Raw genomic sequence first — 24,222 nt, forward strand, 5'->3', positions numbered from 1 at the left:
TTGCCTTTCGTTCGGGGGGAGTTCGGGTCGCGGGCCGGTCAGTCCTGGGCCCGTCCCGTGGTGACACGGGCGATCATGAGGGCGACGAGGATGATGCCCCCGTAGATGGCCTGGATCCAGAACGACGGCACCTGCGCGAGGGTGAGCAGGTTCTGCACGACGCCCAGCAGGAGTACGCCGGTCAGGGCGCCGAACATGGTGCCCTTGCCGCCGTCCAGGCTGATGCCGCCGATCACCGCCGCCGCGAACACCGTGAAGATCATGTTGTTGCCCTGGTTGGCGCTGATCGCGCCCACGTATCCGGTCTGCATGATCCCGCCGACGGAGGCGAGGACCCCGGCGACCACGAACACCCCGAGCATCACCCGGTCGACGCGGATGCCGGCGGCGCGGGCCGCGTCGGCGTTGCCGCCGATGGCGTACAGGGCGCGCCCGACGCGGTGGTACTTGAGGACGAGTCCGGTGACCGCGAAGGCCACGGCCGCCAGCCACACCGACATGGGGACGTTGAGGAAGGTGGTGGTGGCCAGGGTGAAGAAGCTGTCCGGCATCCCGAACAGGGTCTTGCCCTTGGTGGCGCCGACCAGCACACCGCGCAGCACGATCAGCATCGCTAGCGTCACGATGAAGGCGTTCAGCTTGAACTTGACGACCAGGACGCCGTTGAAGGCGCCGACCGCCGCGCCGACCACCAGGATCGCCACCATGGCGAGGGCGGCGGGGAGTTCGGTGCCCCAGCCGGACTCCGCCGAGGGGAGGACGAGGAGGGCGCCGACGGCCGGCGCGATACCGACGACCGACTCCAGGGAGAGGTCGAACTTGCCGGTGATCAGGACCAGCGACTCGGCGAGCACGACCATCGCGAGGGCCGCGGAGGCGCCGAGGATGGAGATCAGGTTGCGTTCGGTGAGGAACGAGTCGTTGACCACCGCGCCGAGCACCATCAGCAGCAACAGAGCCGGTACGAGGGCGAGTTCGCGCGCCCTGCGCAGGATGACGGCGCGGGCCGCGCGGGGATCCGGGGAGCGCACCGGGGCGAGCGGCGGGGCCTTGGTCTCAGCCATGGTCCACTCCTTCGGGCATGGAGTCCACTCCTTCTATCGAGGCGATCAGCTCGTGGTCGTGCCAGCCGGCCGGGTGTTCGGCGACGATCCGGCCGTGGAAGAGAACGAGAACGCGGTCGCAGCGGCGCAGGTCGTCGAGTTCGTCGGAGACGACCAGTACCGCGGTGCCGTCCTCACGGGCGCTGTCCACGCGGGCCAGCAGGGACTCCTTGGACTTCACGTCGACGCCCGCGGTGGGGTTGATCAGGACGAGCAGGCGGGGGTCGGAGGCGAGGGCGCGGGCCATCACCACCTTCTGCGCGTTGCCGCCGGACAGGTCGGAGACGGGCTGGTCGGGGCCCTCTGCGTGGATGTCGAGGCGCTCGATGAGCCCGGTGGCGACCCCGCGCCTGCGGTCGGTGCCGACGAAGCCGCCCCGGCCGAGCCGGTCGAGCACGGTCATGGTGGCGTTGTCGCCGATGCTCATCCCGGGGACCAGACCCTGGTCGTGCCGGTCCCGGGGCACGAAACCGACACCGGCCCGCAACGCGGCCCGGACGTCCCCGAACGGCAGTTCCCCGTCCTGGAGTCGTGCGGTGCCGCCGGTGGGCGCCCGTAGTCCGGCGATGGTCTCGGCGAGCTCGATCTTGCCGCTGCCGCTGATGCCGGCCAGTCCCACGACCTCACCGCTGCGGACGGTGAGGTCGATGCCGTCGTACGACTCGGAGGTGAGCCCGCGTACGTCGAGGACGACCGGCGCCCCGGCGGGCACCGCGTCCCTGGTCTGCTGCTCCTGCCGGGTGACGGCCTCCCCCGCCATCGCCTCCACCAGGGCGGCCCTGGGCAGGTCGGCGACGGGGGCGGTGGTGATCCAGCGGGCGTCACGGAGCACGGTGACGGTCTGGCACACCTCGTACACCTCCTGGAGGTGGTGCGAGATGAACAGGAAGGTCACACCCGAGTCCTGGAGCGCCCGCATCCGGCTGAACAGCCGCTCGATCTCCCGGTTGTCGAGCTGCGCGGTCGGCTCGTCGAGGACGATGAACCGGGCGCCGAAGCTCAACGCCCGGGCGATCTCGACCATTTGCCGGTCCTCGACCTTGAGGTCGGCGGTGCGGGCCTCGGGGTCGACGCGGACGTCCCAGGTGTCGAGGAGCGCGGCCGCCTCGCTGCGCAGCCGCCGCCAGCTGATGAAACCCCGTCGCAGCGGCTGGCGGTTGATGAACAGGTTCTCGGCGACCGTCAGTTCCGGGACGACCGTGGGTTTCTGGTAGACGCAGGCGACCTTGCGCCGCCAGGCGTCCCGGTCGGCGGGCGGGGGCGCGGGTTCGCCGTCGAAGCGGACGGTGCCCTCGTCCGGGACCTGGAGGCCGGTGAGGACGTTGACCAGGGTGGACTTGCCGGCTCCGTTGCGGCCGACGAGGGCGTGGGACTCGCCGGGCAGCACGGTGAGCCGGCCGTCGGCGAGGGCGACGGTGGGGCCGTACCGCTTGACGATGTCCCGGGCCTCAACAAGTGGCGTGATCATTTGACCGTGTTGCCCCAGAGCTTCGGGTCGTCCACGTTGTCCTTGGTGACCAGCGGCGCGGGGAGCTGGTCCTCCAGGATGCCGCTCGACAGCTTGACGATCGTGGAGTCGTGGTCGGTCGGGCCCGGCTTGAACGTCTTCCCCTCCATCGCCGCCTTGATGTAGTACATGCCGTACTTGGCGTAGGCGTCGGCGGGCTGGGAGACGGTGGCGTCGATCTGGCCCTTGCGGATGGCGTCGAACTCCTGCGGGATGCCGTCGTTGGAGACGATGACGATGTGCCCGCTCTGCCCGGCGGTCTTGAGCATGCCCTTGGACTTCAGGGTCTGCAGGGTCGGCGCGAGGTAGACACCGCCGGCCTGCATGTAGATGCCCTTGATGTCGGGGTTGGCGTTGAGCAGGGTGCCCAGCTGGGAAGCGGCGGTGTCGGACTCCCACTTGGCGGGGATCTCCAGCACCTTGAGCTTCGGGTACTTCTTCTTCACGCAGGAGCGGAACGCCTCGGAGCGGTCGCGGCCGTTGACGGAGGCGAGGTCGCCCATGATCTGCACGACCTTGCCGCTGGTGACGTGCTGCCCCAGGTAGTCGCAGGCCTTGGCGCCGTAGGCGACGTTGTCGGCGCGCACCACCATGGCGACCTTGCCCTTGTCGGGGGCCACGTCGACGGCGACCACCGGCACGCCCTTGCGCTCGGCCTGGTCCAGGCCGGCCTCGATGGCGGCGCTGTCCAGCGGGGCGACGACCAGCCCCTTCACGCCCTGGTTCAGTTCGTTGTTGATGTCGGTGATCTGCTGCGAGGGATCGCTGTTGGAGTTGACCGTCTTCAGCGCGTCGACCCCCTCGGACTTCGCCATCTTCGGCACGTAGTCGTTGTACGACTGCCAGAACGGCGAGGTCAGCAGCGGCAGGATCACCCCGACCTTGCCGGTGCCGCCGCCTCCGGCGCTGCCGCTGCCGGTGTCCTTGGTGCTGCCGCAGGCGGCGAGTGCGAGCGAGGCACCGACGGCCAGGGCCGTCGCGCCGATGATCCGGGACCGGTTCCGCTTCCTCAGTGTTCTGCCGGGCATCTGGCAGCTCCTCATCGAGCGTGTTCGAGCAGATGACGGCATACTTATCAGACCACTCGGCGCTTTCAACACCCTCCAGACGCGAATTTCCCGTCGAACGCGCCATAGTGGTCGGACCACCTGGCTGGTTAGACTTCGGCGCACCGGCGACAGGAGGAACGGCGTGGCGGACACCGGGGAAGCGGAGAACGGCGTTGGTGCCGCGCCCAAGGGCACGGTGACGCAGCGCGCCATCGAGCAGATCAAGGCGATGATCGCGGAGGGCCGGCTGGAGCCGGGCCAGCGGCTGCCCACGGAACGGGACCTCGCCGCCCGGCTGGGGATCTCGCGCAGCTCCATGCGCGAGGCGATCCGCGCACTGACGGTGCTGGGCGTCCTGGAGGCCCGGCACGGTTCCGGCATCTACGTCACCCAGCTGGAGGCGGGTGACCTGCTGGAGACGTTCGGGGTGGTCGCCGACCTGTCCCGCGGGCCCCGGCTGGTGGAACTCCTCGAGGTGCGGCGGGTACTGGAGTCGACGGCGACGGCCCTGGCCGCGGCGCGGATCACGGCCGACCAGCTGGCCGAGGTGGAGAAGCACCTGACGGCCATGAACGTGACGGACGACCCCGAGGAGATCCTCGCGCACGACCTCGCGTTCCACCGGGTGATCGCGGGCGCCGCGGGCAACGACACAATGGCCGCGATCCTGGACGGGCTGTCGTCACGGACGTTCCGGGCCCGGGTGTGGCGCGGGTACGAGGAGGAGGGGGCGTTCGCCCGGACGCGCCGGGAGCACGCGGCGATCCACCGGGCGCTGGTGGCCCGGGACCCGGAGGCGGCCCGGGCCGCGGCGGCCGCGCACGTGGGAGAGGTGGAGCAGTGGCTACGGACCCAGCTGAGCGAACAGCGGTGACCCGCGCCCCGGCGCCGGGACCGAGAACGGGGCCGTAAAACCCGCCCCCCGGACCGCGCACCCCGGCGCGGCCCGGGCGTAGCTGCCGGACCCGCGCCCTCGACGCGGCCCGGGTGTCGTTCTTGGACCCGCGCACCCCCGACGCGGCCCGGGTGTCGTTCTCGGACCCGCGCACCCCCGACGCGGCCCGGGTGTCGGCTCAGGCCCGACGGAACCGCAGGGTCATCAGCTCGAAGGGCCGCAGGCGCAGCGCCACCGCGTCGCCCGCCCGCTCCGGGGCCGGCGTGCCGGCCGGCCGCTCCAGCAGGTCGGTCACCGTCACGTCCGCCACCGCGAAGCCCGCCGTCAGCGTGGCCCGGGCCCGGCCGCCGTGCGCCTCGTGGAACCGGACCACGACGTCCCCGCTGCCGTCGTCGGCCAGTTTCACCGCCGTGACCACGACCGCGTCGTCGTCGACCGTCACCAGCGGGGCGGCCTCGCGGGCGCCGGTGACCCGGCGCTCGGGCTGGTTGATCCGCCAGCCCTCGCGCACCGCGTCGCCGATCCCCGCGCCGGGCACGAGGGCGTGCCGGAAGCGGTGGATGCCCTGGTCCGTCTCGGGGTCCGGGAAACGCGGAGCGCGCAGCAGCGAGACACGGACCGTGGTCGTGGTGCCCCGGTCGCCGTCGGTGCGGACGCTGCGGGTCACGTCGTGGCCGTACGTCGAGTCGTTGACGACCGCCACCCCCCAGCCCGGCTCCTCCAGTTGGACGAACCGGTGGTTGCACGCCTCGAACTTGGCCGCCTCCCATGACGTGTTGGTGTGGGTGGGACGGTGGAAGTGCCCGAACTGGGTCTCGGACGCGTAGCGTTCGGCGTGCACGTCCAGCGGGAACGCCAGCTTCAGGAACTTCTCCGTCTCGTGCCAGTCGACCTCCGTCTCGATCAGCAGCCGGCGCTCCCCCGGCGACAGCGACAGCACCTGAGTGACCCGGGAGGAGCCGAAGGTCCGGACGACACGGACGGAGCGGCCGTCCTCGCCGGGAGCCAGCTCCTCGACGTCCGTCAGATCCGTGACCGCGTTGCGGTAGAAGGCGTCCACGTCCCAGGCGTCCCACATGTTGGGGAAGTCCGGATGGAGCTGGAGCAGGTTGGCGGCCGCGCCGGGGGCGACCGTCTCGCGGTCGGCGACCAGGTCGTGGACGGACACCACGAGGCCCCGGGCGTCGATCTCGACGCGCAGGACGCCGTCGGTGAGGACGTGTCCGCCACCGGTCCTGGCCGAGACCGTCACGTCACCGGACGGCCGCTCCTGCCCGGCGCCCCCGGCCGGGACCCCGGCCCGGCCGTGCGGTGCCGCGTTGAACAGCAGCGGCCGGTCGCCCTCCCCCGCCAGCGCCCGCTGGGCCGCGTCGATGATCCCGTCCAGTTCCGCGGCGATGCGCTGGTAGGTCGCCCGGGCCTCCCGGTGCACCCAGGCGATGGAGGAGCCCGGCAGGATGTCGTGGAACTGGTGCAGCAGGACCGTCTTCCAGATGCGGTCCAGGTCCTCGTAGGGGTAGGGGAACCCGGTGCGGACGGCGGCCGTGGCCGCCCACAGCTCGGCCTCCCGCAGAAGGTGTTCGCTGCGCCGGTTGCCCTGCTTCGTCTTCGCCTGACTGGTGAGGGTGGCGCGGTGGAGTTCGAGGTAGAGCTCGCCCACCCACACGGGCGGGTCCTGGTACTCGGCCTCCGCCTTGTCGAAGAACTCCCGCGGGGTCTCCCAGACGACGGTGGGCGAGCCCTCCAGGTCCCGTACCCGCGCCGCCTTGGCGACCATCTCGCGGGTCGTGCCGCCGCCTCCGTCACCCCAGCCGGTGGGGGCCAGGGAGTGCCGGGCCCGGCCCTTGTCCTTGAAGTTGCGGCCCGCGTGGGCGAGTTCACTGCCCTTCATGGAGCAGTTGTAGGTGTCGACGGGCGGGAAGTGCGTGAAGATCCGGGTACCGTCGATGCCCTCCCACCAGAAGGTGTGGTGCGGGAACCTGTTCGTCTGCGACCAGGAGATCTTCTGGGTGAGCAGACGCGTGGCGCCGGCCGCCTTGATGATCCCCGGCAGCCCCGCCGCGAATCCGAAGGTGTCCGGCAGCCACGCCTCGTCGTTCTCGATGCCGAACTCGTCGAGGAAGAACCGCTTCCCGTGCACGAACTGACGGGCCATCGCCTCCGAGCCCGGCATGTTGGTGTCCGATTCCACCCACATCCCGCCGGCCGGCACGAACCGCCCCTGCGCGACCGCCTTCTTCACCCGCGCCCACACCTCGGGCCGGTGCTCCTTCACCCACGCCCACTGCTGGGCCTGGGACATGGCGAACACGAAGTCGGGCTCGTCCTCGATGAGGGCGGTCATGTTGGCGGTGGTGCGGGCGACCTTGCGGACCGTCTCGCGCAGCGGCCACAGCCACGCCGAGTCGATGTGCGCGTGCCCGACCGCGCTGATCCGGTGCGCGGACGGCGCCGCCGGGACGGCCAGCACCTCGGCGAGCCGTGCGCGTGCCGCGGCCGCCGTGCCGCCCACGTCCTGGAGGTCGACCGCGTCCAGGGCACGTTCGACGGCGCGCAGGATCTCGTGGCGCCGCTGGGCGTCGGCCGGCAGCTCGGCCATCAACTCGCCGAGCACCTCCAGGTCGATCACCAGCTGCCACACGGTCTCGTCGAAGACCGCGAGGTCCATCCGGGCGAGCGTGTACTGCGGTTCGTGTCCGGCGGTGTCCTTGTCCCCGAGCCGGGTGGGCAGGAACGGGTGGTAGTCGAGGATCACCGGGTTGGAGGCGGCCTCGACGTGCAGCCGGACCTCCTCGCCGCCCGCCACGGGGGCACCGATCCGGACCCACTGGTTGCGCGGGTTGAGTCCCTTCACGGGGGTGCCGTCGGGCCGGTACACCAGGCCCTCGCACTGGAAGCCCGGCATGTTCTCGTCGAACCCGAGGTCGAGCAGCGCCTCCACGGTCCGGCCGGCCCACTCCTCGGGGACGGTCCCGGTCACCCGGAACCAGCTGGTGCCCCACGGAGCACCCCAGCGGGCGCCCACCGCGATCGGCTCGGGCCGGGCCGCGAGCCCCTCGGCGACCGGCACGGGCTCGCCGGGCGCGTGCCAGGCGGCGACGTCGAGCGGCACGGACTCGGGGTACACGGCGGGACGGATGCGCTCGTCGAGGACGCGCTTGAGACGGGCCTCGACCAGGCTGCGGTCGTCATGCATGTGGGGTGCTCCGTTTGTTCGTTACCGGTTACCAGGTGTGCGTGACGGTCACGGGGTCCGACGCGGTGTACAGCTCCCCTACCGCGCGCACTTCGAACCGCGCCGTCGTCTCGCCCTGCTCCGGCCGGAGTCCGGTCAGGAAGAAGGCCCGCTGGCCGGTGGCGCCGAGGAAGCGGCGGGTGCCGTCGGGGAGCAGCCGGTGCAGGGTGTAGTGCCGCACGTCCCCGGGCGCCGCGTCCCAGGCCAGGCGCAGGTCGCCACCGTTCGCCGCGGTGACCCGCGGGCCGGCGGGCGCGGCGGGGGTGGTCACCGTGTCCCGTACGGCGATGGCGCCGAGCCGCCAGCGCACGGGCCCGGCGGTCGCGGTGAGGCGGACGCCGAGGGCGTGCACGGTACCGGAGAGCCCGGTGAGCGGGACCGTCACGGTCGACCAGCCGTCTCCGGCGTCCACCGGCAGGTACGTGTACGGCGGTGGCGCGCCGGCGCCGTCCGGTTCGGCGGTGGCGACGGCCAGTTCGACGGCCACGCTGCCGGCGTCCGTGCGGTACGTCAGCTCGACGACCGTCCCGGCCGTGACGGGCAGCCGGGTCGCGTAGAGGTCCAGGACCACGGGCTGGTCGGGGTCACCGGCGACCAGCACGCTGCTGCCGCCCCGCCAGGCGTCCGCGAAGTCGAGGGTCACGGCCGGCCTGGTGCCGGCCGTCCGCACCGCCCAGCGCCGGGACGGCAGCCGGTCCTGGAGTCCGAGGTGGTTCCAGGGCGTGTCCGAGGCGACCTCGCCCTCCTCGTACCAGCGCAGCCCGTGCCCGGTGTTGAACACGCTGGCGAACGGCACCGCCGTCACCGTCGACCGGTCCGCCACCCACACGGCCGGGGCCCGCCACGGATCGGCGCCGTCGGGGCGGGACGGGTCGAGGGAACGGCCGGTCCAGAAGCGGTCGTCGGCGGCGTGGAAGTCGCCGGGGGTGCGGCTCGCGGGCAGGTGGTTGCGGGTCCACTCGGGCCGGTAGAAGCCGACGGAGGTGACGTGCGCCGACCCGGCGGGGACCATCGCGTCCCAGTTCACCGAGGTGCCGGAGCCGTTCGACTCGACGTCGACGCCGGCCCACAACTCGTAGCGGCTGCGCCCGAGCTGGCTGGCCCTGGTGCCGGACGAGGCGAGGGTCGAGGCGCTCCACCGGAAGTCCACGAACATGTCGTCGGCGTGCTGGAAGAAGGCCTGGTTCTGGTTGTCCAGCGCGCCCTGCCAGCTGACCGTGCCGTTCACGGTCATCGCGTCGTACCAGGTGACGCGCTGTCCCCGGGCGGCCGACAGGGACTTCAGCTCGGTCAGGAAACCGAGCATCGCGGTGCCGAGGGCGGTGTTGCCGCCGCCGGTCTCGGCGTTCACGAACCAGCCGTCGAAGCCGTAGGCGGCGGCCACGGCGACCAGTTGGGCGGCGAGCGGGTAGTGGCCGGAGGCGTCCGTCTGGACCAGGTCGCGGGTCCACTGGAGCTGGCCGCCGTACGCGGTCGGCGGCAGGAAGATGTTGCCGAGTACGGGGACGCCGTGCCGGTGGGCGGCGTCCACGATCGGCGCGTTCGGGGCGAGGATCAGCCCCTCGCCCGCCGAGCCGCCCCAGAAGACCAGCTCGTCGAGGTAGGCCCAGTGGGTGAGGGCGTAGTAGTCGGCGGTGGCCGAGCCCTGGGCGGGGTTGGCGGAGGTCGGTCCGAAGGACACCAGGGCCTGGACGCGGGCCTGCCCGGAGCGGGCGGTGGTGTTGGCCGGGGTGGGGGTGAAGCGGCCGGCGAGCGGTACCGAGGCCGCGTTGAAGGCGAGGTCGGTGTCCCCGGCCGCCGTCCAGCTCTTCAGACTGCGCCAGGTGATACCGGCGCCCGGACTGCCGGAGGGGAAGGAGTCCGGGTACCAGTAGGAGGCGTACGGCGGGGTGACCGCGGCGGCCTCCGGAGCGGCCGTCGCCGGCAGGGCGGGCGCCAGGGCGGCCGCGGTGGTGGCGATGAGGAACGTGCGTCTGCTGGGGTTCACGAGCGGGTGCCTCCTTGTGGGGTGGGGAGTACCTGATCGGGATGGACGACCTCGGTGATGCCGCGTGCGACCAGATGGTCCCGGTCGGTGGCGCGGGTGTCGAGGACGGTGGTGGGGCGGGCGCCGTCGGCGGCGAGCCGGAAGTAGGCGTCGTAGACGGGTCCGCCGGGGGCGCACGCGGAGCGCCGGGCCGGGTCGGCGGGCACGACGAGTGCCGTGCCGCGCTCCCGCGGGATGCGGGGCCGCGCCGCCGCGAGGACGTGCGCGATCTCCTTCGGCTTGCGGTCGTTGGTGAACACGCCGAGGCCGTACTCGAGTTCGGGGAAGTCGGCGAGGCCGCGGCTGACGTCGTGCGAGCACCACCAGGTGACGCCCCACAGGTCGGGGCAGTCCAGTACGGCGGTGATCGTCGCCTCCGCGAAGGCGGCCGCGTGCTCGGCGGGGATCAGCGGCGCGGGCGCGCCCACCTCCTGCAACCAGACCGGCCGGTGCGGGCGGTCCGCCCACGCCTTGCTCAGCTCCACCAGGTAGGCCGCGTGTTGTTCGGTCTGGAGGGCGGTCCGGCCGTGGCGCTGGGCGGTGCCGTTGAACACCCAGGAGTGGACGGCGGTGACGTCGCCGAGCCGGGCCGAGTGGGCGGGGGTGAAGGGCTGGTCGTCCTGGTACCAGGCGGCGTCGTAGGAGGCGTGCAGGTGGGTCCGGCCGGGGGCGCCCTCGGCGCAGGCGTCGAGGAGGCGCGTCAGCCATCGCTCCGCCCCCTCCTCGGTGACCCGGTCCGGGTCCGGGTGCGGGCCGGAGGCGAACTGGTTGACCTCGTTGCCGACGGTCATGCCGATGAAGTTGGGGCGGTCCGCGAGGGCGGAGGCGAGGGTCCGCAGGTAGGCGGCCTCGCCCTCGACGACGTCCGGGTCGGTGAAGAGGTTGCGCCGGTGCCAGGTGCGGGTCCAGGCGGGCAGGAAGTCGAAGCTGCTGAGGTGCCCCTGCAGACCGTCCACGTTGACGTCGAGGCCGCGTTCGGCCGCCGCGTCGGCGAGGGCGACGAGCTGTTCGACGGCGCGGGGCCGGATCAGCGTGCGGTCGGGCTGGAAGTAGGGCCACAGCGGGAAGACCCGGATGTGGTCCAGGCCGAGCGCGGCGATCGAGTCGAGGTCGGCCCGTACGGAGTCCAGGTCGAAGTCGAGCCAGTGGTGGAACCATCCTTCGCTGGGGGTGTAGTTGACGCCGAAGCGCGGCACGGCAGGAGGCATGCGGTCTCCTCGCGGGAACGGGGGGTCAGCCCTTGACGGCGCCTTCGCCGACCCCGCGGAAGAAGTACCGCTGGAGGCAGGCGAACAGGGCGATGAGGGGGGCCACGGCGATCACCGTGCCGGCGGCGACGAGGCGTTCGTCGTTGGCGAAGGTGCCGTGCAGGTAGTTGAGCCCGATGGTGAGCGTGAACCTGGAGGGGTCGCTGAGGACGATCAGCGGCCACAGGAAGTCGTCCCAGGCGCCCATGAAGGCGAAGATCGCCACGACGGCGACGGTGCCCCTGACCGACGGCAGGGCGATCCGCAGGAACCGCTGCCAGGCGTTGGCGCCGTCGACATAGGCCGCCTCCTCGATCTCGTAGGGCAGGTTGAGGAAGGCGTTGCGCATCAGCAGCACGTTCATGGCGCCGATCGAGCCGGGCAGGACGACGCCGATCAGGGTGTTGTTGAGGCCGAGTTCACGCATGGTGGTGAACTGGGCGATGATGATGCCCTCCACCGGCACCAGCATCGCGAGGATGAACACGAGGGTGGCGACCCGGCGGCCCCGGTAGCGCAGCCGGGCCAGGGCGTACCCGGCGAGCGCGGAGCCGACGCAGTTGGTGACCACGCTCGCGCCCGCGACCTTCAGCGAGTTGAGGGCGTAGTCCCAGACCGGGATGGTGTCGGCGACCCGCTCGTAGTTGTGCAGGGTGGGGTGCTCGGGCAGGAAGCTCGGCGGCGAGCCGAAGATGTCCTCGGTGGGGCCCTTGAGCGAGGTGGACAGCTGCCACAGGAAAGGGCCCACGGTGAGCGCGAGCACCAGCAGCAACAGCGCGTACCGCCAGACCAGTTCGCCGATCCGGACGCGGCGGCCGTGCTCGTCGGTGACGCGGGCCTCCCTGGCCGTGGGCGCCGTCCCGGTCCGTTCCTCGGTGACGGTCATGCCCGCTCCCCGCGGTCGGCGCGCAGCACGAGCAGCATCAGCGCGACGGTGACGACGAAGACGACGACGGAGAGCGCCGAGGCGTAGCCGACCCGGCCGGTCAGTCCGGTGCCGGTCTGCTGGACGAGCATCACGAGGGTGGTGTCCTCGCCGGCCGGGCCGCCGTCCGGCCCGGCCATCAGGTACACCTCGGAGAAGACCTTGAAGGCGGCGACCGAGGAGAGCGCGGCGACCAGGACCATCGTGGAGCGTACGGCGGGCACGGTGACGGTGAGGAAGCGGCGCACCGCGCCCGCGCCGTCCACGGCGGCGGCCTCGTGCAGCTCGCGCGGCACGTTGGCGAGCGCGGCCAGGTAGATGATCATGTAGTATCCGAGGCCCTTCCAGACGGTGACCGCCATCGCGCTCAGCAGGAGCAGCCACTGGTCGCTGAGGAACCCGATCCGGCCGATCCCGACGGTCTCCAGCAGGGAGTTGACCAGGCCGCGTTCGTCGAGGAGCCAGACCCAGATGAGCCCGACCACGACGATGGAGGCGACGACCGGGGTGTAGAAGGCGGACCGGAAGAAGGTGATTCCGGGGATGTTCTTCTGCACCAGCAGGGCGAGCAGCAGCGGCAGTACCACCAGGGCGGGCACCACCCCGACGATGTACAGGGTGCTGTTGCGCAGGCCGGTCCAGAACATGTCGTCGTGGATCAGCTCACGGAAGTTGGCGAGGCCGACGAAGCGGCCCGGGAGCAGGGTACGGCGGTCCGTGAAGGAGTTGACCACCGTGGAGACGAACGGGTAGAGCACGAAGGCACCGACGACCAGCAGTCCGGGGGCGGCGAACAGCCATGGACTGGTGGGCAGTTGGCGCCGCACGCGAGACACGCCGGCCATCGGTTCGTCAGCCCTCCTGCTGGAGCAGGCGGTCGCAGGCCTTGACAGCGTTGTCGAGGGCCGCCTTGGGGCTCTCCTTGCCCTGCAGGGCCTTGGCGACCTCGTTGCGCAGTGCCGTCTTCATCTGGTCGCTGAACAGCACGGGCGTGTAGTTGACCGCGTTCTTCAGCGACTTGGCGGCGGCGATCCGCACCCGGGTCTCGTCGGTGCCGTCCTCCTTCGTGAAGTACGGGTCATCCAGGGAGCCGGCCGTGCTGGGGAAGATGGCGACCTTCTTGGCGAAGGACATCTGGTTCTGCGCGTCGGTCACGAAGTGCGCGAAGGCGACGGCGGCCGGGGTGTGCCTGGTCTTCGTGTTGACCATCACGCCCATCACGTACATGTTGACGTGCCCGGTGCTGGTGATCTGGTCGGTGATGCCGATGTTCTTGTACAGGTTCGGCGCCTGCTTCTTGAAGTTGTCGAGGTCCAGGGCGCTGCCGGGGTTCATGGCGACCGCCCCGGTGAGGAACTTCTTGCCGGTGGACTCCGGGGTCGCGGTCAGCGCCTGCGGGTCGAGCGCCTTGGCGTCGAACAGTTCCTTGTACCTGGTGAGCAGTTCGACCCCCTTGGCGTCGTTGAAGGCGAACCCGGCGCCCTGCTTGTCCATCAGCTCGGCGCCGTAGCGCCCGAAGTCCTCGATGGTGGGGACGTTGGCGAGGGTGGCGACCTTGCCGCCGCTCTGCTTCGCCATCCTCAGGGCGTCGGTGAACAGGTCGTCGTACGTCGTCGGCGGCTGGTCGGGGTCGAGCCCGGCCTGCTTGAAGAGGGTCTTGTTGTAGAACAGCGGCCCGGTGTTCAGGTACCAGGGGAACGCGTAGGTCCCGCTCATCCCCGGTATCCGGTGACTGGCCCAGGCCCCGTCCAGGTATTCGGACCGGTACTTGGCCGCCGCCTTGTCGAGGTCGAGGGCGAGGCCCGCCTTGGCGAGCGGGGCGACCAGGTCCGGGGAGACGTTGACGACGTCGGGGAGCGTGCCGCCGGCCGCGTCGGCGCTGATCTTGTCGGCGTAGCCCTCGGCCGGCTGGTCGATCCACTTCACGTGGGTGTCCGGGTACTTCTTCTCGAAGTCGGCGATCACGCCCTCGAAGTACGACTTGAAGTTCGCGCGCAGGTTCCAGGTCTGGAAGGTGATGTCGCCCTGGACCCTGCCCGAGGCGTCGGAGGAACCGCCTCCGTCCTCCCCGGAACCGCAGGCGCTCAGCGGCAGGGCGAGGAGGGCGGCGGTGGCGAGGACGAGGGCTCTGCGGGGGACGGGCATGGTCCGTTGCTCCTTTGCAGCGGGGGCGGCGGGGTCGGGCTGGGGTGCCGCGCCAGACCTTGCACGCCGTTTCCGTGCCACGTCAATGGATTCGGTCCAGCTAAATTCATTAGTGACTCAAACTCCCTGCTCAGCACGGTACTTCCCGGCTATTGCCCGGGGTCACTAATCCGCTTTAGGGTGTTGGCGCTCAAGCGCATTAGCAGATCACCGTCCGGACCGAATGAGGCACACAGTTGGTGGAGAAACGCGTTCCCGCGCGGCGGCCGACGATGAAGGACATCGCCCGCCGTGCCGGGGTCTCCGAGAGCGCGGTCTCCTTCGCGCTCAACGGCCGCCCGGGGGTCTCCGAGACGACCAGGGCGCGGGTCCGCGGAGTCGCCGAACAGCTCGGCTGGCGGCCCAGCACGGCGGCCCGTGCGCTGTCCGGCGAGGGCGCGGCCACCGTCGGTCTCGTCCTCGCCCGTCCCGCGCACTCCCTCGGCGTGGACTCCTTCTTCCTCCAACTCGTCTCCGGCATCCAGGAGGTGCTCGCCGAACGCCATCTGGGCCTGCTCTTCCAGATGGCCGAGGACGTGGCCGACGAGTGCGCCGTCTACCGCCGTTGGTGGGCCGAGCACCGCGTCGACGGCCTCCTGATGGTGGACCCGCGCGCCGACGACCCCCGCCCCGATCTGCTCGACGAACTCGGGCTGCCCGCCGTGGTGATCGGCGGCGCCCCCGACGAACGCCACCCCGGCCTGTCCACGGTGTGGGCGGACGACGCGGCCGCGATGGCGTCGGTGGTGGACGAGCTGACGGGCCTCGGCCACCGGCGGATCGTCCACATCGCGGGGCTGCCCGGCCTCGCGCACACCCAGCGCCGGATCAGGACGCTGCGCGCCGAGGCCGACCGGCGCGGCCTCTCCGAGGTCCACTCGGTCACCACCGACTACTCCGACGCCGAGGGCGCGGCCGTCACCCGCCGCGTGCTGCGCGCCACCCCGCCCCCGACCGCCCTGATCTACGACAACGACGTGATGGCGGTCGCCGGGGTCGCGGCGGCGGCCGAGCTCGGCCGCTCCGTGCCCGCGGACGTCTCCGTCGTCTCCTGGGAGGACTCGGCCCTGTGCCGGATGGTCAAGCCCTGGCTGTCCGCCCTCTCACGGGACAGCGCGGAGTTCGGCCGCACGGCGGCCCGTGAACTGACGTCCCTGCTGGACGGCGGCGCGGCCCGGGCGGTACGGGTCCCGGTGCCCCGGCTGACCGTCCGGGGCAGCACGGGGGCGGCCGCGTCCCGGGCCGGGGGCGGCGAGATGACCGGTCCGGGCTAGTCACCACCGCCTCCCGGCGTCCGTGGGCCACACGGCGGGTTCGTCAGCCGCGTGACCGGTACGGTCCGCACTCCGCGAGGCGCACCTGGCCCCGCGCCCCGGTGGCCGGGGCCCGCCACCCGCGGGCCCGGACCGGCCGCGGCAGGCCCCGCCCGGGCTCACCCATGCCACTCCACCTTGAACACCCAGGCGTGCCGTCCGGCCCGCCGGGCCGGTTCGGGTACCTCGATCACCAGCGCCCCGCCCGACACCGTCCAGGTCAGCGGCCGGTCGTGGCCGAGCATGGTCACCTTGTCGCCGCCACGGACCGGCACCGGCGCCTCGACGGTGAGCTTGGCCCCCGGCCGGGTCAGGGAGTGTATGTAGAAGGCCTCGTCGGGACGGACCGTGAACCGCAGGTCCTCGCCGAGCTGGGGCATCCGCGACCAGTACGTGGTGCCGTGGATGGCCTCGCCGTTGACCGCGAGCCAGGCGCCGGTCTCGCGCAGCCGGGTCTGCATGATCTCCGGGATGGTGCCGTCCGCGCGCGGGCCGATGTCGAGCAGGAAGTTGCCGTTCTTGGAGACGATGTCGACCAGGCTGTGCACGACCTCCTCGGTGGTCATGTAGGCGTCGTCCGGGGTCGCCCGGTTGTAGCCGTAGCTGCGCGGGTCGAGGCCGCGGCTGGCCTCCCACTTGGCGACCACGGTGTCGGCGTACGTCGTGTACTCGGGCGTGGTGAAGTCGTGGAAGCCGATCCCCGAGCGGTCGTTGACGGTCACGTCGACGGGGTGCGCGCGGTTCTTGGCGTGGTTGAAGTACTCGGCGAGGACGTCGACGCTGTCGTTCGCGCCGCCGATGTCGCACCAGATGATCTCCGGGTCGTAGCCGTGGACCAGTTCGAGCAGCTGCGGCGCCTGGAACTCCGTCACGTAGTCCTTGCCCGCGGTGTACCCGGTGTACGGCAGCGGTTCCAGGGTGTACGGGTTGCGCGGGGCGTGGCCCGTCCAGGGGCTGTCGGGGTTGAACCACTCGGGCATGGAGAAGTAGAGGCCGCGGTGGAGTTCGGGGGTGTAGCGCCGGGACGCCTCGAACAGCTCCTTGAGCAGGTCCCGTTTCGGGCCCAGCTTGACCGAGTTGCGGTCGGAGAGCGCGGTGTCCCACAGGGCGAAGCCCTCGTGGTGCTTGGACGTCAGTACGTGGTACTCGGCGCCGGCGTCCCGGAACAGCTCCACCCAGGCCCGCGGGTCGAACTTCTCGGCGGTGAAGCGCGGGATGAAGTCGTCGTAGGCGAAGTCCTCGCCGTAGGTGTCCCGGTGGTAGGCGTACGTGGGGTTGTTCGGGTCCTGCATCTGGTCCCAGTACCACTCGGCGTACTGCACCCCGACCGGCGCCCAGGCGGGTACCGAGTAGACGCCCCAGTGGATGAAGATGCCGAACTTGGCCTCGTTGAACCAGTAGGGCGCCTGGTGGCCGCCCAACGAGGCCTCCGTGGGCCGGTAGTCGGCGGTGCCGAGCGTCAGCGTGCCGCGGGCGGAGGCGACCTGCGTGCCGCGTCCGCGCACGCTCACCGTGCCGTCCTGCCGGGTGCCGGGGGCGGTGCCCGGGCGGTTGCGGATGCCGACGCGGACGCGGGCCTGTTCGCCGGGGTCGAGGCGGCGGACGCGGGCGGGCTCGACGGTGCGGGCGCCGGGGACGTCGACGTGCACGGACACCGCGTCGCGGGCCAGGATCGGGACGGTGCCCGCGTTGACGACGGTGGCCTCGACGCTCTGGGCGCCGGTGGCGGCCAGCAGGGAGCTGGTGGAGCGGGCGCCGCGCAGGGCCAGCGCCCGGCCCTGGGCGGCGGGCTGGAGGGAGAGCGCGAAGACGTGCAGGGCGGTCCGGCCGGCCTCGGCCGGTCCGGTGACCGGCAGGGTGAGGGCGACGGCCTCCCGTTCCGGGTCGACCGGGACCTCGGAGGTGCCGATCCCGACGCTGTGCTCGTCCTTGCCGCCGTCCGGCCGGTACCGGTACGGCGCCGACAGCGGTCCGCCGGCCGCGTACCAGTCGCCGCCGCTCAGGCCTGCGGTGCCGGTCGTGCCGTCGGCGTAGTGCACGGTGGCCGTGCCGGAGGCGTTGCCGTAACTACCCGCGGTGAGGAAGACGGCCGACAGGTAGCGACCCCTGGGCAGGTCGACGCGCTGCCCCCGCGCGACAACGTTGTTCCGGGCGCCCGCTGTGGCGGCCGGGAAGTCGAAGGGGACGCCGTCGACCTCGACGCGGCCGGCCGGGAGTTCCTCGCCGGGGAACGTGTAGCCGGAGCCGTCGAAGTCGCCGCCCCGGGCGGTGGTGGTGTCGATGCCGTCGTTGTCGTAGAGCGAGTCGAGCGGTACGGGGACCGGGTCGGGGACGGGGGTCCACGGTGACGCGGCCCGGCCGTCGGCCAGGTCACCGGCCGGCTCGGCCGCCTGTGCCTCGGCCGGCGCGGTGAGCGGCAGGGCGGCCGCCGTGGCGGCTCCCGCCGCGATCGCCAGCACGTGCCGTCTTGGACAGGGAGACATGCTCATGCGCGGCTCCATTCATCGGATGTCTGATGATTGAGCGGGCTCGGAGACCTGTCAATGGGGCGTGCACGCGCGGGAGTTGCAGCAGTGGTCGGATGACCTGCGCGGATCTTGCGGGCGTCGTCGGCCGGTTCACGGGACAAGCACTCTCGACGCGGAGCCCGCGGCGCGGCAGAGTGCCCTCTCGTACCGACGAGTAAGCCCCTTCTCCGCACCCCTGGGAGTGCCCGTGACCAACTGGGTCGGCCGGACCGCCGCCGAGATCGCCGCCGCCGTACGGGACAAGGAGGTCACCCCCAGGCAGGTGGTGGCCGAGCACCTGGAGCGGATCGCCCGGCTGGACGGGCGGATCGGCGCGTTCCGCAAGGTCCGGGCCGAGGCCGCGCTCGCCGAGGCCGACGAGGTCGGGGCGCGGGCCGGTCTCGGCGAACTCCCCCTCGCGGGCGTTCCGTTGGCCGTGAAGGACAACCTGGCGGTGCGCGGTGAGGCACACCGGGACGGTTCGGCGGCGACACCGGACACGCCCGCCGACGCCGACCATGTCACCGTGGCCCGGCTGCGGGCCGCGGGTGCCGTGGTGGTGGGACTGACGAACGTGCCCGAGCTGTGTGTCTTCGGCACCACCGAGGGGGCCCACGGCATCACCCGCAACCCGTGGGACACCAGCCGCAGCGCCGGCGGCTCCTCGGGCGGCAGCGCGGCCGCGGTCGCCGCCGGCCTGGTGCCGATCGCCGTGGGCAACGACGGCATGGGCTCGCTGCGCATCCCGGCGGCCAACTGCGGTCTGGTCACCATCAAGCCGGGGTTCGGGGTGGTCCCGGCCGGGATCGGCAACGGCGACTGGTTCGGCATGTCGGAGAACGGGCCGCTGGCGACCACGGTCGAGGACGCCCGGCTGATGCTCTCGGTGCTGGCGGAGCGGGAGTTCACGGGCGCCGGGGAGCGCCCGCCGCGGAAGATCGCCGTGTCGCGGCGCAGCCCTCTGGTCGGCGTGACGGTGAGCAGGCCGTATACGAACGCGGTGGCCGAGGCGGCCGGGGTCCTGGCGGGCGCCGGGCATCAGGTGCGGCGCGCCGAGCCGCCGTACCCGGCGTCGATCGGGGTCACCGCGCTGCGGCACTGGACCGCGGGTACGGCCGTGGACGCGGCGGACCTGGACCCCGCCCTGCTGGCGCGGCGGACCCGGGTGCACGCGGCCGTGGGCCGCCGCTTCCTGCCCGGGGTGCGGGTGAGCGACGCCCGGGACCGGCTGCGCGCCCGCCTCACCCCGTTCTTCGCCGAGTACGACGTACTGCTCACCCCGGCCCTGGCCCGCCGCTCCCCCGCCGCGGCGCCCTGGCACGAGCGGGGCTGGTTCCGCAACGTGCTGGCCGGTTCCCACTACTCCCCGCTGACCCCGGCCTGGAACCTCACCGGCTGGCCGGCGATGTCGGTCCCGTTCGGCACCCTGCCCTCGGGCGCCCCCTGCGCCGTACAGCTGGTGGGGCGGCCGGGCTCGGAGGCGGTGCTGCTGGACGTGGCCCGGCAGCTGGAGGCACAACGGCCGTGGCGGCGGACGGCGCCGCTCGACTGACGACCGGACGGGCCGGGGTCAGGGCTTCTTCGGCTCGGTCATGCGGCGGGCCGACTCGACGACCGCCGCGCGGTGCAGGGCCAGGCGCTGGGCGGACCACGTCGCGCCGAGCTCCGTGGGGTCGACGCCCTCGGCGGCCCAGAACCAGGCCTGGGCCGCCGCGAGGACCATGGTCAGCAGGTCGTCGGGGGTCATCTCGCCGTCGAGGTCGCCGCGCCGCTGCGCCTCGGCCACCTGGGCGGCCTTGCCGCGGAAGGCGTCCTGCTCCAGTCCGGTGGCCGACGACGGCCGCTCCAGCAGCTTCCACAGGCGCAGGCGCATCAGGTCCGGCCGCGCCACCAGGTGGTCGAAGATCGCGCCGGCGTATCCGGGCAGGTCCGTGACGTCGAAGGGCACGGATTCGGCGCCCGCCGTCATCGCCCGTCGCAGCACCTCGTCGAAGAGCTGCTCCTTGTTGCCGAAATAGACGTAGATCAGCCGCTTGTTCGCCCCGGCGGCCTCGGCGATCCGGTCCACCCGGGCACCGGCGATGCCGTAGGCGGCGAACTCGCTGAAGGCGGCGTCGAGCAGCCGGGCCTTGGTGGCACTGGAATCGCGTGACATGCGCACTACCCTACCAAGTAACTATCTAGTTATTGACATGAGTGGCGACCGGGGTCTACGGTCAAGGTATCTATCCAGTTAGTTATGGAATCGAGGAAACCTCATGGAACAGCGCGCACTGGGCGGCCAGGGCCTGACCGTCGGCGTCCAGGGCCTCGGCCTCATGGGCATGAGCGCCTTCTACGGCGCCACCGACGAGACCGAGTCGCTGGCCACCATCGACCGGGCGCTGGAGCTCGGCGTGACCCTGCTGGACACCGCGGAGAGCTACGGCCCCTTCGTCAACGAGCAGCTGCTCGGCAAGGCGCTGGCCGGGCGCCGGGAGGCCGCCGTGGTCGCGACCAAGACCGGCGTCGAGATCACCGACGACGGTCAGGTGGTCGGCCTGAACGGCACCCCCGCCTATGTGCGCCGGGCGCTGGACCGCTCGCTGCGCCACCTCGGCACCGACCGCGTCGACCTCTACTACCTGCACCGCATCGACCCCCAGGTCCCGATCGAGGAGACGGTCGGCGCCCTGGCCGAGCTGGTCGCCGAGGGCAAGATCGGGCACATCGGTCTGTCCGAGGCGTCCGCGCAGACCATCCGGCGGGCCCACGCCGTCCACCCGGTCGCCGCTCTCCAGATCGAGTACTCCCTCTTCGAGCGGGGCATCGAGCACGACGGCGTTCTGGACACCCTCAACGAGCTGAACATCGGCCTGGTCGCCTACTCCCCGCTGGGCCGCGGCTTCCTGTCCGGCGCGATCACCAGCCCGGACGACTTCGCCGCGGACGACTGGCGGCGTACCGATCCGCGCTTCCAGGGCGAGAACTTCCAGCGCAACCTCGACGTGGTCCGCGAGGTCCGCCGGATCGCGGCCGACAAGGGCGTCACCCCCTCCCAGCTGGCGCTCGCCTGGGTGCAGCACCAGGGCGCGGTGGCGATCCCCGGCACCAAGCGCCGCCGCTACCTGGAGGAGAACATCGCCGCGACCGGCATCACGCTCACCGCGGACGACCTCGCCGCCATCGAGGCGGTCGCCCCGCACGGCACGGTCGCCGGCGACCGCTACGCGCCCGAGCACATGGGCACTCTCAACGGCTGAGCGCCGACGGCACCCCGTTCGCGTCGCGAGCGGCGACACGCTCGCGCCTGGCGTGACGGTCGAGGCCGCACCGGGTCATACACCCGGCCATCTGGCGATCGCCGTACGCGACCCGTCAGGCGGCGGCGCCGAGGGGGTCTGGATCGTCGGGGACGTCCTACACTCCCCCGCCCAGATCGCGGACCCCGCCCTGGCGTTCGCCTCCGACGTCGCTCCGGACCTGGCCCGGGCGGTGCGCGACCGGGTGCTCGGGCGGCCGGACACGGTGATCGCGGCCGGGCACTTCACGGACGACATGTTCGGCCGTGTCACGCGCAGCGCGGAAGCGCGCACCTGGACCCCCGTCGGCGGCTCGCCGGCTTCCCGATGACCCTGCCGGGCACGGCCCGGCCACAGCTCCCACACCCCCACCACCACAGGAGACACACCTCATGTCCGTATCCCAGAACGCCGGCGTCTTCGGCGCGACCACCACCGCCGCCGAGGTCGTCGACGGCGTCGACCTGCACGGCCGCCGGGCCGTGGTGACCGGAGCCAGTTCCGGCATCGGCGTGGAGACGGCCCGGGCGCTCGCCTCGGCCGGCGCCGATGTCACCCTCGCCGTGCGCGACACCGCGGCGGGCGACCGCACGGCAGCCCGGCTGGCGGCCGGACTGCCGCCGGAGTCGGGCAGGTTGACCGTGAGCCGGCTGGATCTCGCCGACCGGTCGACGGTCGCCGCCTTCGTCGCCGGCTGGCAGGGCCCGTTGCACATCCTGGTGAACAACGCGGGCGTGATGGCGCCGCCGGAGATCACCCGCACCCCGGACGGCCACGAGCAGCAGTTCGGCGTCAACCACCTGGGCCACTTCGCCCTCACCACCGGACTGCACCGGGCGCTGGCGGCGGCGGACGGCGCCCGGGTCGTGTCGGTCAGCTCCACCGGCCACCTCCTCTCCCCCGTGGTCTTCGACGACCTGGACTACCGGTTCCGCCCGTACGACCCGTGGACCTCCTACGGCCAGTCGAAGACCGCCAACATCCTGTTCGCCGTCGCCGCCGCCGAACGCTGGGCAGACGACGGGATCACCGCGAACGCCCTGATGCCGGGCAACATCGGCGACACCAACCTGGCCCGGCACATGGACATGCAGCAGGTCGCCGCGTTCATCGCCTCGGGCGAGATCGCCCTGCCGCCCGAGAAGACGGTGGAGCAGGGCGCGGCGACCTCGGTGCTGCTGGCCGCCTCACCGGCGGTGGCGGGCGTCAGCGGCCGCTACTTCGAGGACTGCGCGGAGGCCAGGCCGGTCACCCGGCGGGCCGGTGAAGCCGGCGGCGTCGCGCCGTACGCGCTGGACCGGGACAACGCGGCCCGGCTGTGGTCCGTGTCCGAGGCGCTGGCCGGTTAGTCCGGAGTTCGGAGCTCAAAGGGCGCGGTACATGATGTGCAGGCCGACCGGTCCGTGTACGGGGTGGTCGTAGGCCTGCGGGACCGTGCCGAGGATCGTGAAGCCGAGCGAGGTCCACAGGGCGACGGCGGGGTTGGTCTCGACGACGGCGTTGAAGACCATGGACCGGTAGCCGTGCGCCCGGGCCTCGGCGAGGACGTGCTCGGCGAGGGCGCGGCCGATGCCCCGGCCGCCCTGGTCGGGGTCGACCATGAAGCCCGCGTTGGCCACCCGGGCCGCGGGGCCCCCGTAGTTGGGCGTGAGGTAGGCGGAGCCGACGACGGCTCCGGTGGGGTCCTCGGCGACGTAGACCCGCTTCGCCGGGCTCATCCACAGGGCGCGGGCCGCTTCCTCCGAGGTGTCGGGGTCCCATCCATAGGTCTCGGCGGCGGCGACGATCCGGTGCCAGAAGGGCCAGATCTGCGGCCAGTCGGCCGCGGTGGCTTCTCTGATCAGCATGGGCGTGAGTCTCGCACGCCCATGCGCGTCGGCGATCGCGACGGGGCTGACCGGCCGGTCAGTCCACGCTGGGCAGGATGTGCGGCTCGGCGAGGTCCTCCTCGTAACCCGCGAGGCGGATCGGGGCGGACCGGGCCCACACGTCGAGGCTGCCGAGCTGCCCTGACCGGCTGCCCGCGCCCTCGGTGCGTTCCTTGGGGCGCTGTTCGCGATTCGTCATTTCCGGTGTCACCGCGCACTCCTTATGTGTCGGTCACCCTCGGGGCGTACCGGACAGTCTGCGTTCCGGTGCTCGACGCCCGCTCGGGTCTGGGTGGAAGGCCAGTCGGACGCGGTGGCGCCGGTCACTCGCAGGAGAGCAGGCCGTTGTCCGCCGGCTCGCCCCGGGACGGACCATGGGTGTGGGTGGGACCCCGTACTGCTGTCCGTCCCCTACAGATTAACCAAATGAGCAGGACACCGCTCGATAGGGAGTGCAAACAAGGTGTAACTATCGCGAGTCGCTCCGTGCTTCAGTGGCCCGCAAAAGCACCTGTTCGTAACATCATGCCCTGTTTGCGAACCACTCGCCCGGGCTACTTGCTCGAACGTATATGCGATCACCGGCCATCGGTCCCCGCACAGGCCGCGCAGTTCAGGTTGCGTTGGCCGGGTCGAAAACTCGGCATGATCCGATGGCGGAGGACAACGGCTGTCTCGCGGAGGGACTGACGCATGGAGCTGCGCAGCGTCGAGGAGCTGATGGATCTGCTGTACGCCTGCCGGCACCAGCGCGCACTGCGCACCGCGGCACTGCTGCGCCGCGGCCGGCCCGCCGACAAGGAGCTCCAGGTGGCCGGCCTGGTGCTCGGCGTCGAGGAGGTGCTGGGCTCCGCCGAGGGCGCCGCGCGGGCGGTGCGCCACCTGCTCGGCGAGCGCGTCCACCGCCTGGTCCGCGGGGACGGCACCACCGCCGACGAGGACGTGCTGCGGCTGCGCCAGGCCTGGGAGGAGAGCCGCACCGCCGGCTTCGACGCGGGCGTCCTGGAGGACTGGCGGACCGTCCTGGAACTGGTCGCCGCCCGCAACTCCCGCCTGGGGGCTGTCGACTGACGGTCCGTCAT

20 protein-coding genes are annotated in these 24,222 nt (G+C 72.0%); 7 read left to right on the forward strand and 13 right to left on the reverse strand.

Going from position 1 to position 24,222, the window contains the following annotated elements:
- Positions 1 to 38: 38 nt before the first annotated feature.
- From MB828_RS34590 to MB828_RS34600, 3 genes are read right to left on the reverse strand one after another with little or no spacing between them, the layout of a single operon-like run.
- Entirely contained in the window at positions 39 to 1,064 is a 1,026-nt protein-coding gene (locus MB828_RS34590) for an ABC transporter permease (protein WP_301651626.1), read from the reverse strand.
- Complete coding sequence (locus tag MB828_RS34595; RefSeq protein WP_301651627.1) at positions 1,057 to 2,571, reverse strand: sugar ABC transporter ATP-binding protein; 1,515 nt, start codon at positions 2,569 to 2,571, stop codon at positions 1,057 to 1,059. The genes MB828_RS34590 and MB828_RS34595 overlap by 8 nt, the downstream gene beginning before the upstream one ends.
- Positions 2,568 to 3,638 (reverse strand): sugar ABC transporter substrate-binding protein, encoded by a 1,071-nt coding sequence (locus MB828_RS34600; RefSeq protein WP_301651628.1) that lies wholly within the window; start codon positions 3,636 to 3,638, stop codon positions 2,568 to 2,570. Before MB828_RS34600 ends, MB828_RS34595 begins: the two co-directional genes overlap by 4 nt.
- Before the next feature lie 163 nt (positions 3,639 to 3,801).
- On the opposite strand from MB828_RS34600, the gene MB828_RS34605 reads away from it, so the two are divergent.
- On the forward strand, positions 3,802 to 4,533 hold the full coding sequence (locus MB828_RS34605; RefSeq protein WP_301651629.1) for a FadR/GntR family transcriptional regulator: 732 nt from the start codon (positions 3,802 to 3,804) through the stop codon (positions 4,531 to 4,533).
- A 199-nt stretch (positions 4,534 to 4,732) separates the two neighbouring features.
- Here MB828_RS34605 and MB828_RS34610 read toward each other — a convergent pair whose 3' ends face one another.
- The 6 genes from MB828_RS34610 to MB828_RS34635 are packed head-to-tail and all read right to left on the reverse strand — an operon-like array spanning position 4,733 to position 14,132.
- Positions 4,733 to 7,750, reverse strand: coding sequence for an alpha-mannosidase (locus tag MB828_RS34610; RefSeq protein WP_301651630.1), 3,018 nt, complete (start codon positions 7,748 to 7,750; stop codon positions 4,733 to 4,735).
- A gap of 28 nt (positions 7,751 to 7,778) precedes the next feature.
- Positions 7,779 to 9,776: an endo-beta-N-acetylglucosaminidase gene (locus tag MB828_RS34615; RefSeq protein WP_301651631.1), complete on the reverse strand. Its 1,998-nt coding sequence runs from the start codon at positions 9,774 to 9,776 to the stop codon at positions 7,779 to 7,781.
- The gene (locus tag MB828_RS34620; RefSeq protein ID WP_301651632.1) at positions 9,773 to 11,023 is read right to left on the reverse strand and encodes a glycoside hydrolase 5 family protein; all 1,251 of its coding nucleotides are present in this window, start codon (positions 11,021 to 11,023) and stop codon (positions 9,773 to 9,775) included. The genes MB828_RS34615 and MB828_RS34620 overlap by 4 nt, the downstream gene beginning before the upstream one ends.
- 25 nt (positions 11,024 to 11,048) lie before the next feature.
- Positions 11,049 to 11,948 (reverse strand): carbohydrate ABC transporter permease, encoded by a 900-nt coding sequence (locus tag MB828_RS34625; protein WP_301651633.1) that lies wholly within the window; start codon positions 11,946 to 11,948, stop codon positions 11,049 to 11,051.
- On the reverse strand, positions 11,945 to 12,832 hold the full coding sequence (locus MB828_RS34630; protein ID WP_046727889.1) for a carbohydrate ABC transporter permease: 888 nt from the start codon (positions 12,830 to 12,832) through the stop codon (positions 11,945 to 11,947). The genes MB828_RS34625 and MB828_RS34630 overlap by 4 nt, the downstream gene beginning before the upstream one ends.
- Before the next feature lie 7 nt (positions 12,833 to 12,839).
- Positions 12,840 to 14,132 (reverse strand): ABC transporter substrate-binding protein, encoded by a 1,293-nt coding sequence (locus tag MB828_RS34635; protein WP_301651634.1) that lies wholly within the window; start codon positions 14,130 to 14,132, stop codon positions 12,840 to 12,842.
- A 272-nt stretch (positions 14,133 to 14,404) separates the two neighbouring features.
- Here MB828_RS34635 and MB828_RS34640 point away from each other — a divergent pair, with 272 nt between their 5' ends.
- Positions 14,405 to 15,445 (forward strand): LacI family DNA-binding transcriptional regulator, encoded by a 1,041-nt coding sequence (locus MB828_RS34640; RefSeq protein WP_133023165.1) that lies wholly within the window; start codon positions 14,405 to 14,407, stop codon positions 15,443 to 15,445.
- Positions 15,446 to 15,603: 158 nt separating this feature from the next.
- Here the strand turns inward: MB828_RS34640 and MB828_RS34645 are convergent, their stop codons facing one another.
- On the reverse strand, positions 15,604 to 17,967 hold the full coding sequence (locus MB828_RS34645) for an alpha-L-fucosidase (protein WP_301651781.1): 2,364 nt from the start codon (positions 17,965 to 17,967) through the stop codon (positions 15,604 to 15,606).
- 232 nt (positions 17,968 to 18,199) lie between these two features.
- Here MB828_RS34645 and MB828_RS34650 point away from each other — a divergent pair, with 232 nt between their 5' ends.
- Entirely contained in the window at positions 18,200 to 19,543 is a 1,344-nt protein-coding gene (locus MB828_RS34650) for an amidase (RefSeq protein WP_301651635.1), read from the forward strand.
- 18 nt (positions 19,544 to 19,561) lie between these two features.
- On the opposite strand, the gene MB828_RS34655 is transcribed toward MB828_RS34650, so the two are convergent.
- Positions 19,562 to 20,146, reverse strand: coding sequence for a TetR/AcrR family transcriptional regulator (locus MB828_RS34655; RefSeq protein ID WP_301651636.1), 585 nt, complete (start codon positions 20,144 to 20,146; stop codon positions 19,562 to 19,564).
- A 103-nt stretch (positions 20,147 to 20,249) separates the two neighbouring features.
- On the opposite strand from MB828_RS34655, the gene MB828_RS34660 reads away from it, so the two are divergent.
- From MB828_RS34660 to MB828_RS34670, 3 genes are all read left to right on the forward strand, one after another.
- Positions 20,250 to 21,233: an aldo/keto reductase gene (locus MB828_RS34660; protein WP_301651637.1), complete on the forward strand. Its 984-nt coding sequence runs from the start codon at positions 20,250 to 20,252 to the stop codon at positions 21,231 to 21,233.
- A gap of 52 nt (positions 21,234 to 21,285) precedes the next feature.
- A complete protein-coding gene (locus MB828_RS34665; protein ID WP_301651638.1) occupies positions 21,286 to 21,603 on the forward strand; it encodes a hypothetical protein in 318 nt (105 codons plus the stop codon).
- Positions 21,604 to 21,664: 61 nt separating this feature from the next.
- Positions 21,665 to 22,621 carry an SDR family NAD(P)-dependent oxidoreductase gene (locus MB828_RS34670; protein ID WP_301651639.1) on the forward strand — a complete coding sequence of 319 codons (957 nt, stop codon included), beginning with the start codon at positions 21,665 to 21,667 and terminating at the stop codon, positions 22,619 to 22,621.
- A gap of 15 nt (positions 22,622 to 22,636) precedes the next feature.
- On the opposite strand, the gene MB828_RS34675 is transcribed toward MB828_RS34670, so the two are convergent.
- Both MB828_RS34675 and MB828_RS34680 read right to left on the reverse strand, forming a co-directional pair.
- Complete coding sequence (locus MB828_RS34675) at positions 22,637 to 23,119, reverse strand: GNAT family N-acetyltransferase (RefSeq protein WP_133022564.1); 483 nt, start codon at positions 23,117 to 23,119, stop codon at positions 22,637 to 22,639.
- 58 nt (positions 23,120 to 23,177) lie between these two features.
- Positions 23,178 to 23,339, reverse strand: a complete 162-nt coding sequence (locus MB828_RS34680) for a hypothetical protein (RefSeq protein ID WP_301651791.1) — start codon at positions 23,337 to 23,339, stop codon at positions 23,178 to 23,180.
- Positions 23,340 to 23,833: 494 nt separating this feature from the next.
- Here MB828_RS34680 and MB828_RS34685 point away from each other — a divergent pair, with 494 nt between their 5' ends.
- Positions 23,834 to 24,211 carry a hypothetical protein gene (locus MB828_RS34685; protein ID WP_301651640.1) on the forward strand — a complete coding sequence of 126 codons (378 nt, stop codon included), beginning with the start codon at positions 23,834 to 23,836 and terminating at the stop codon, positions 24,209 to 24,211.
- Positions 24,212 to 24,222: the final 11 nt, after the last annotated feature.

It is taken from the genome of Streptomyces arenae (assembly GCF_022343545.1).
Lineage (GTDB): Bacteria > Actinomycetota > Actinomycetes > Streptomycetales > Streptomycetaceae > Streptomyces > Streptomyces humi.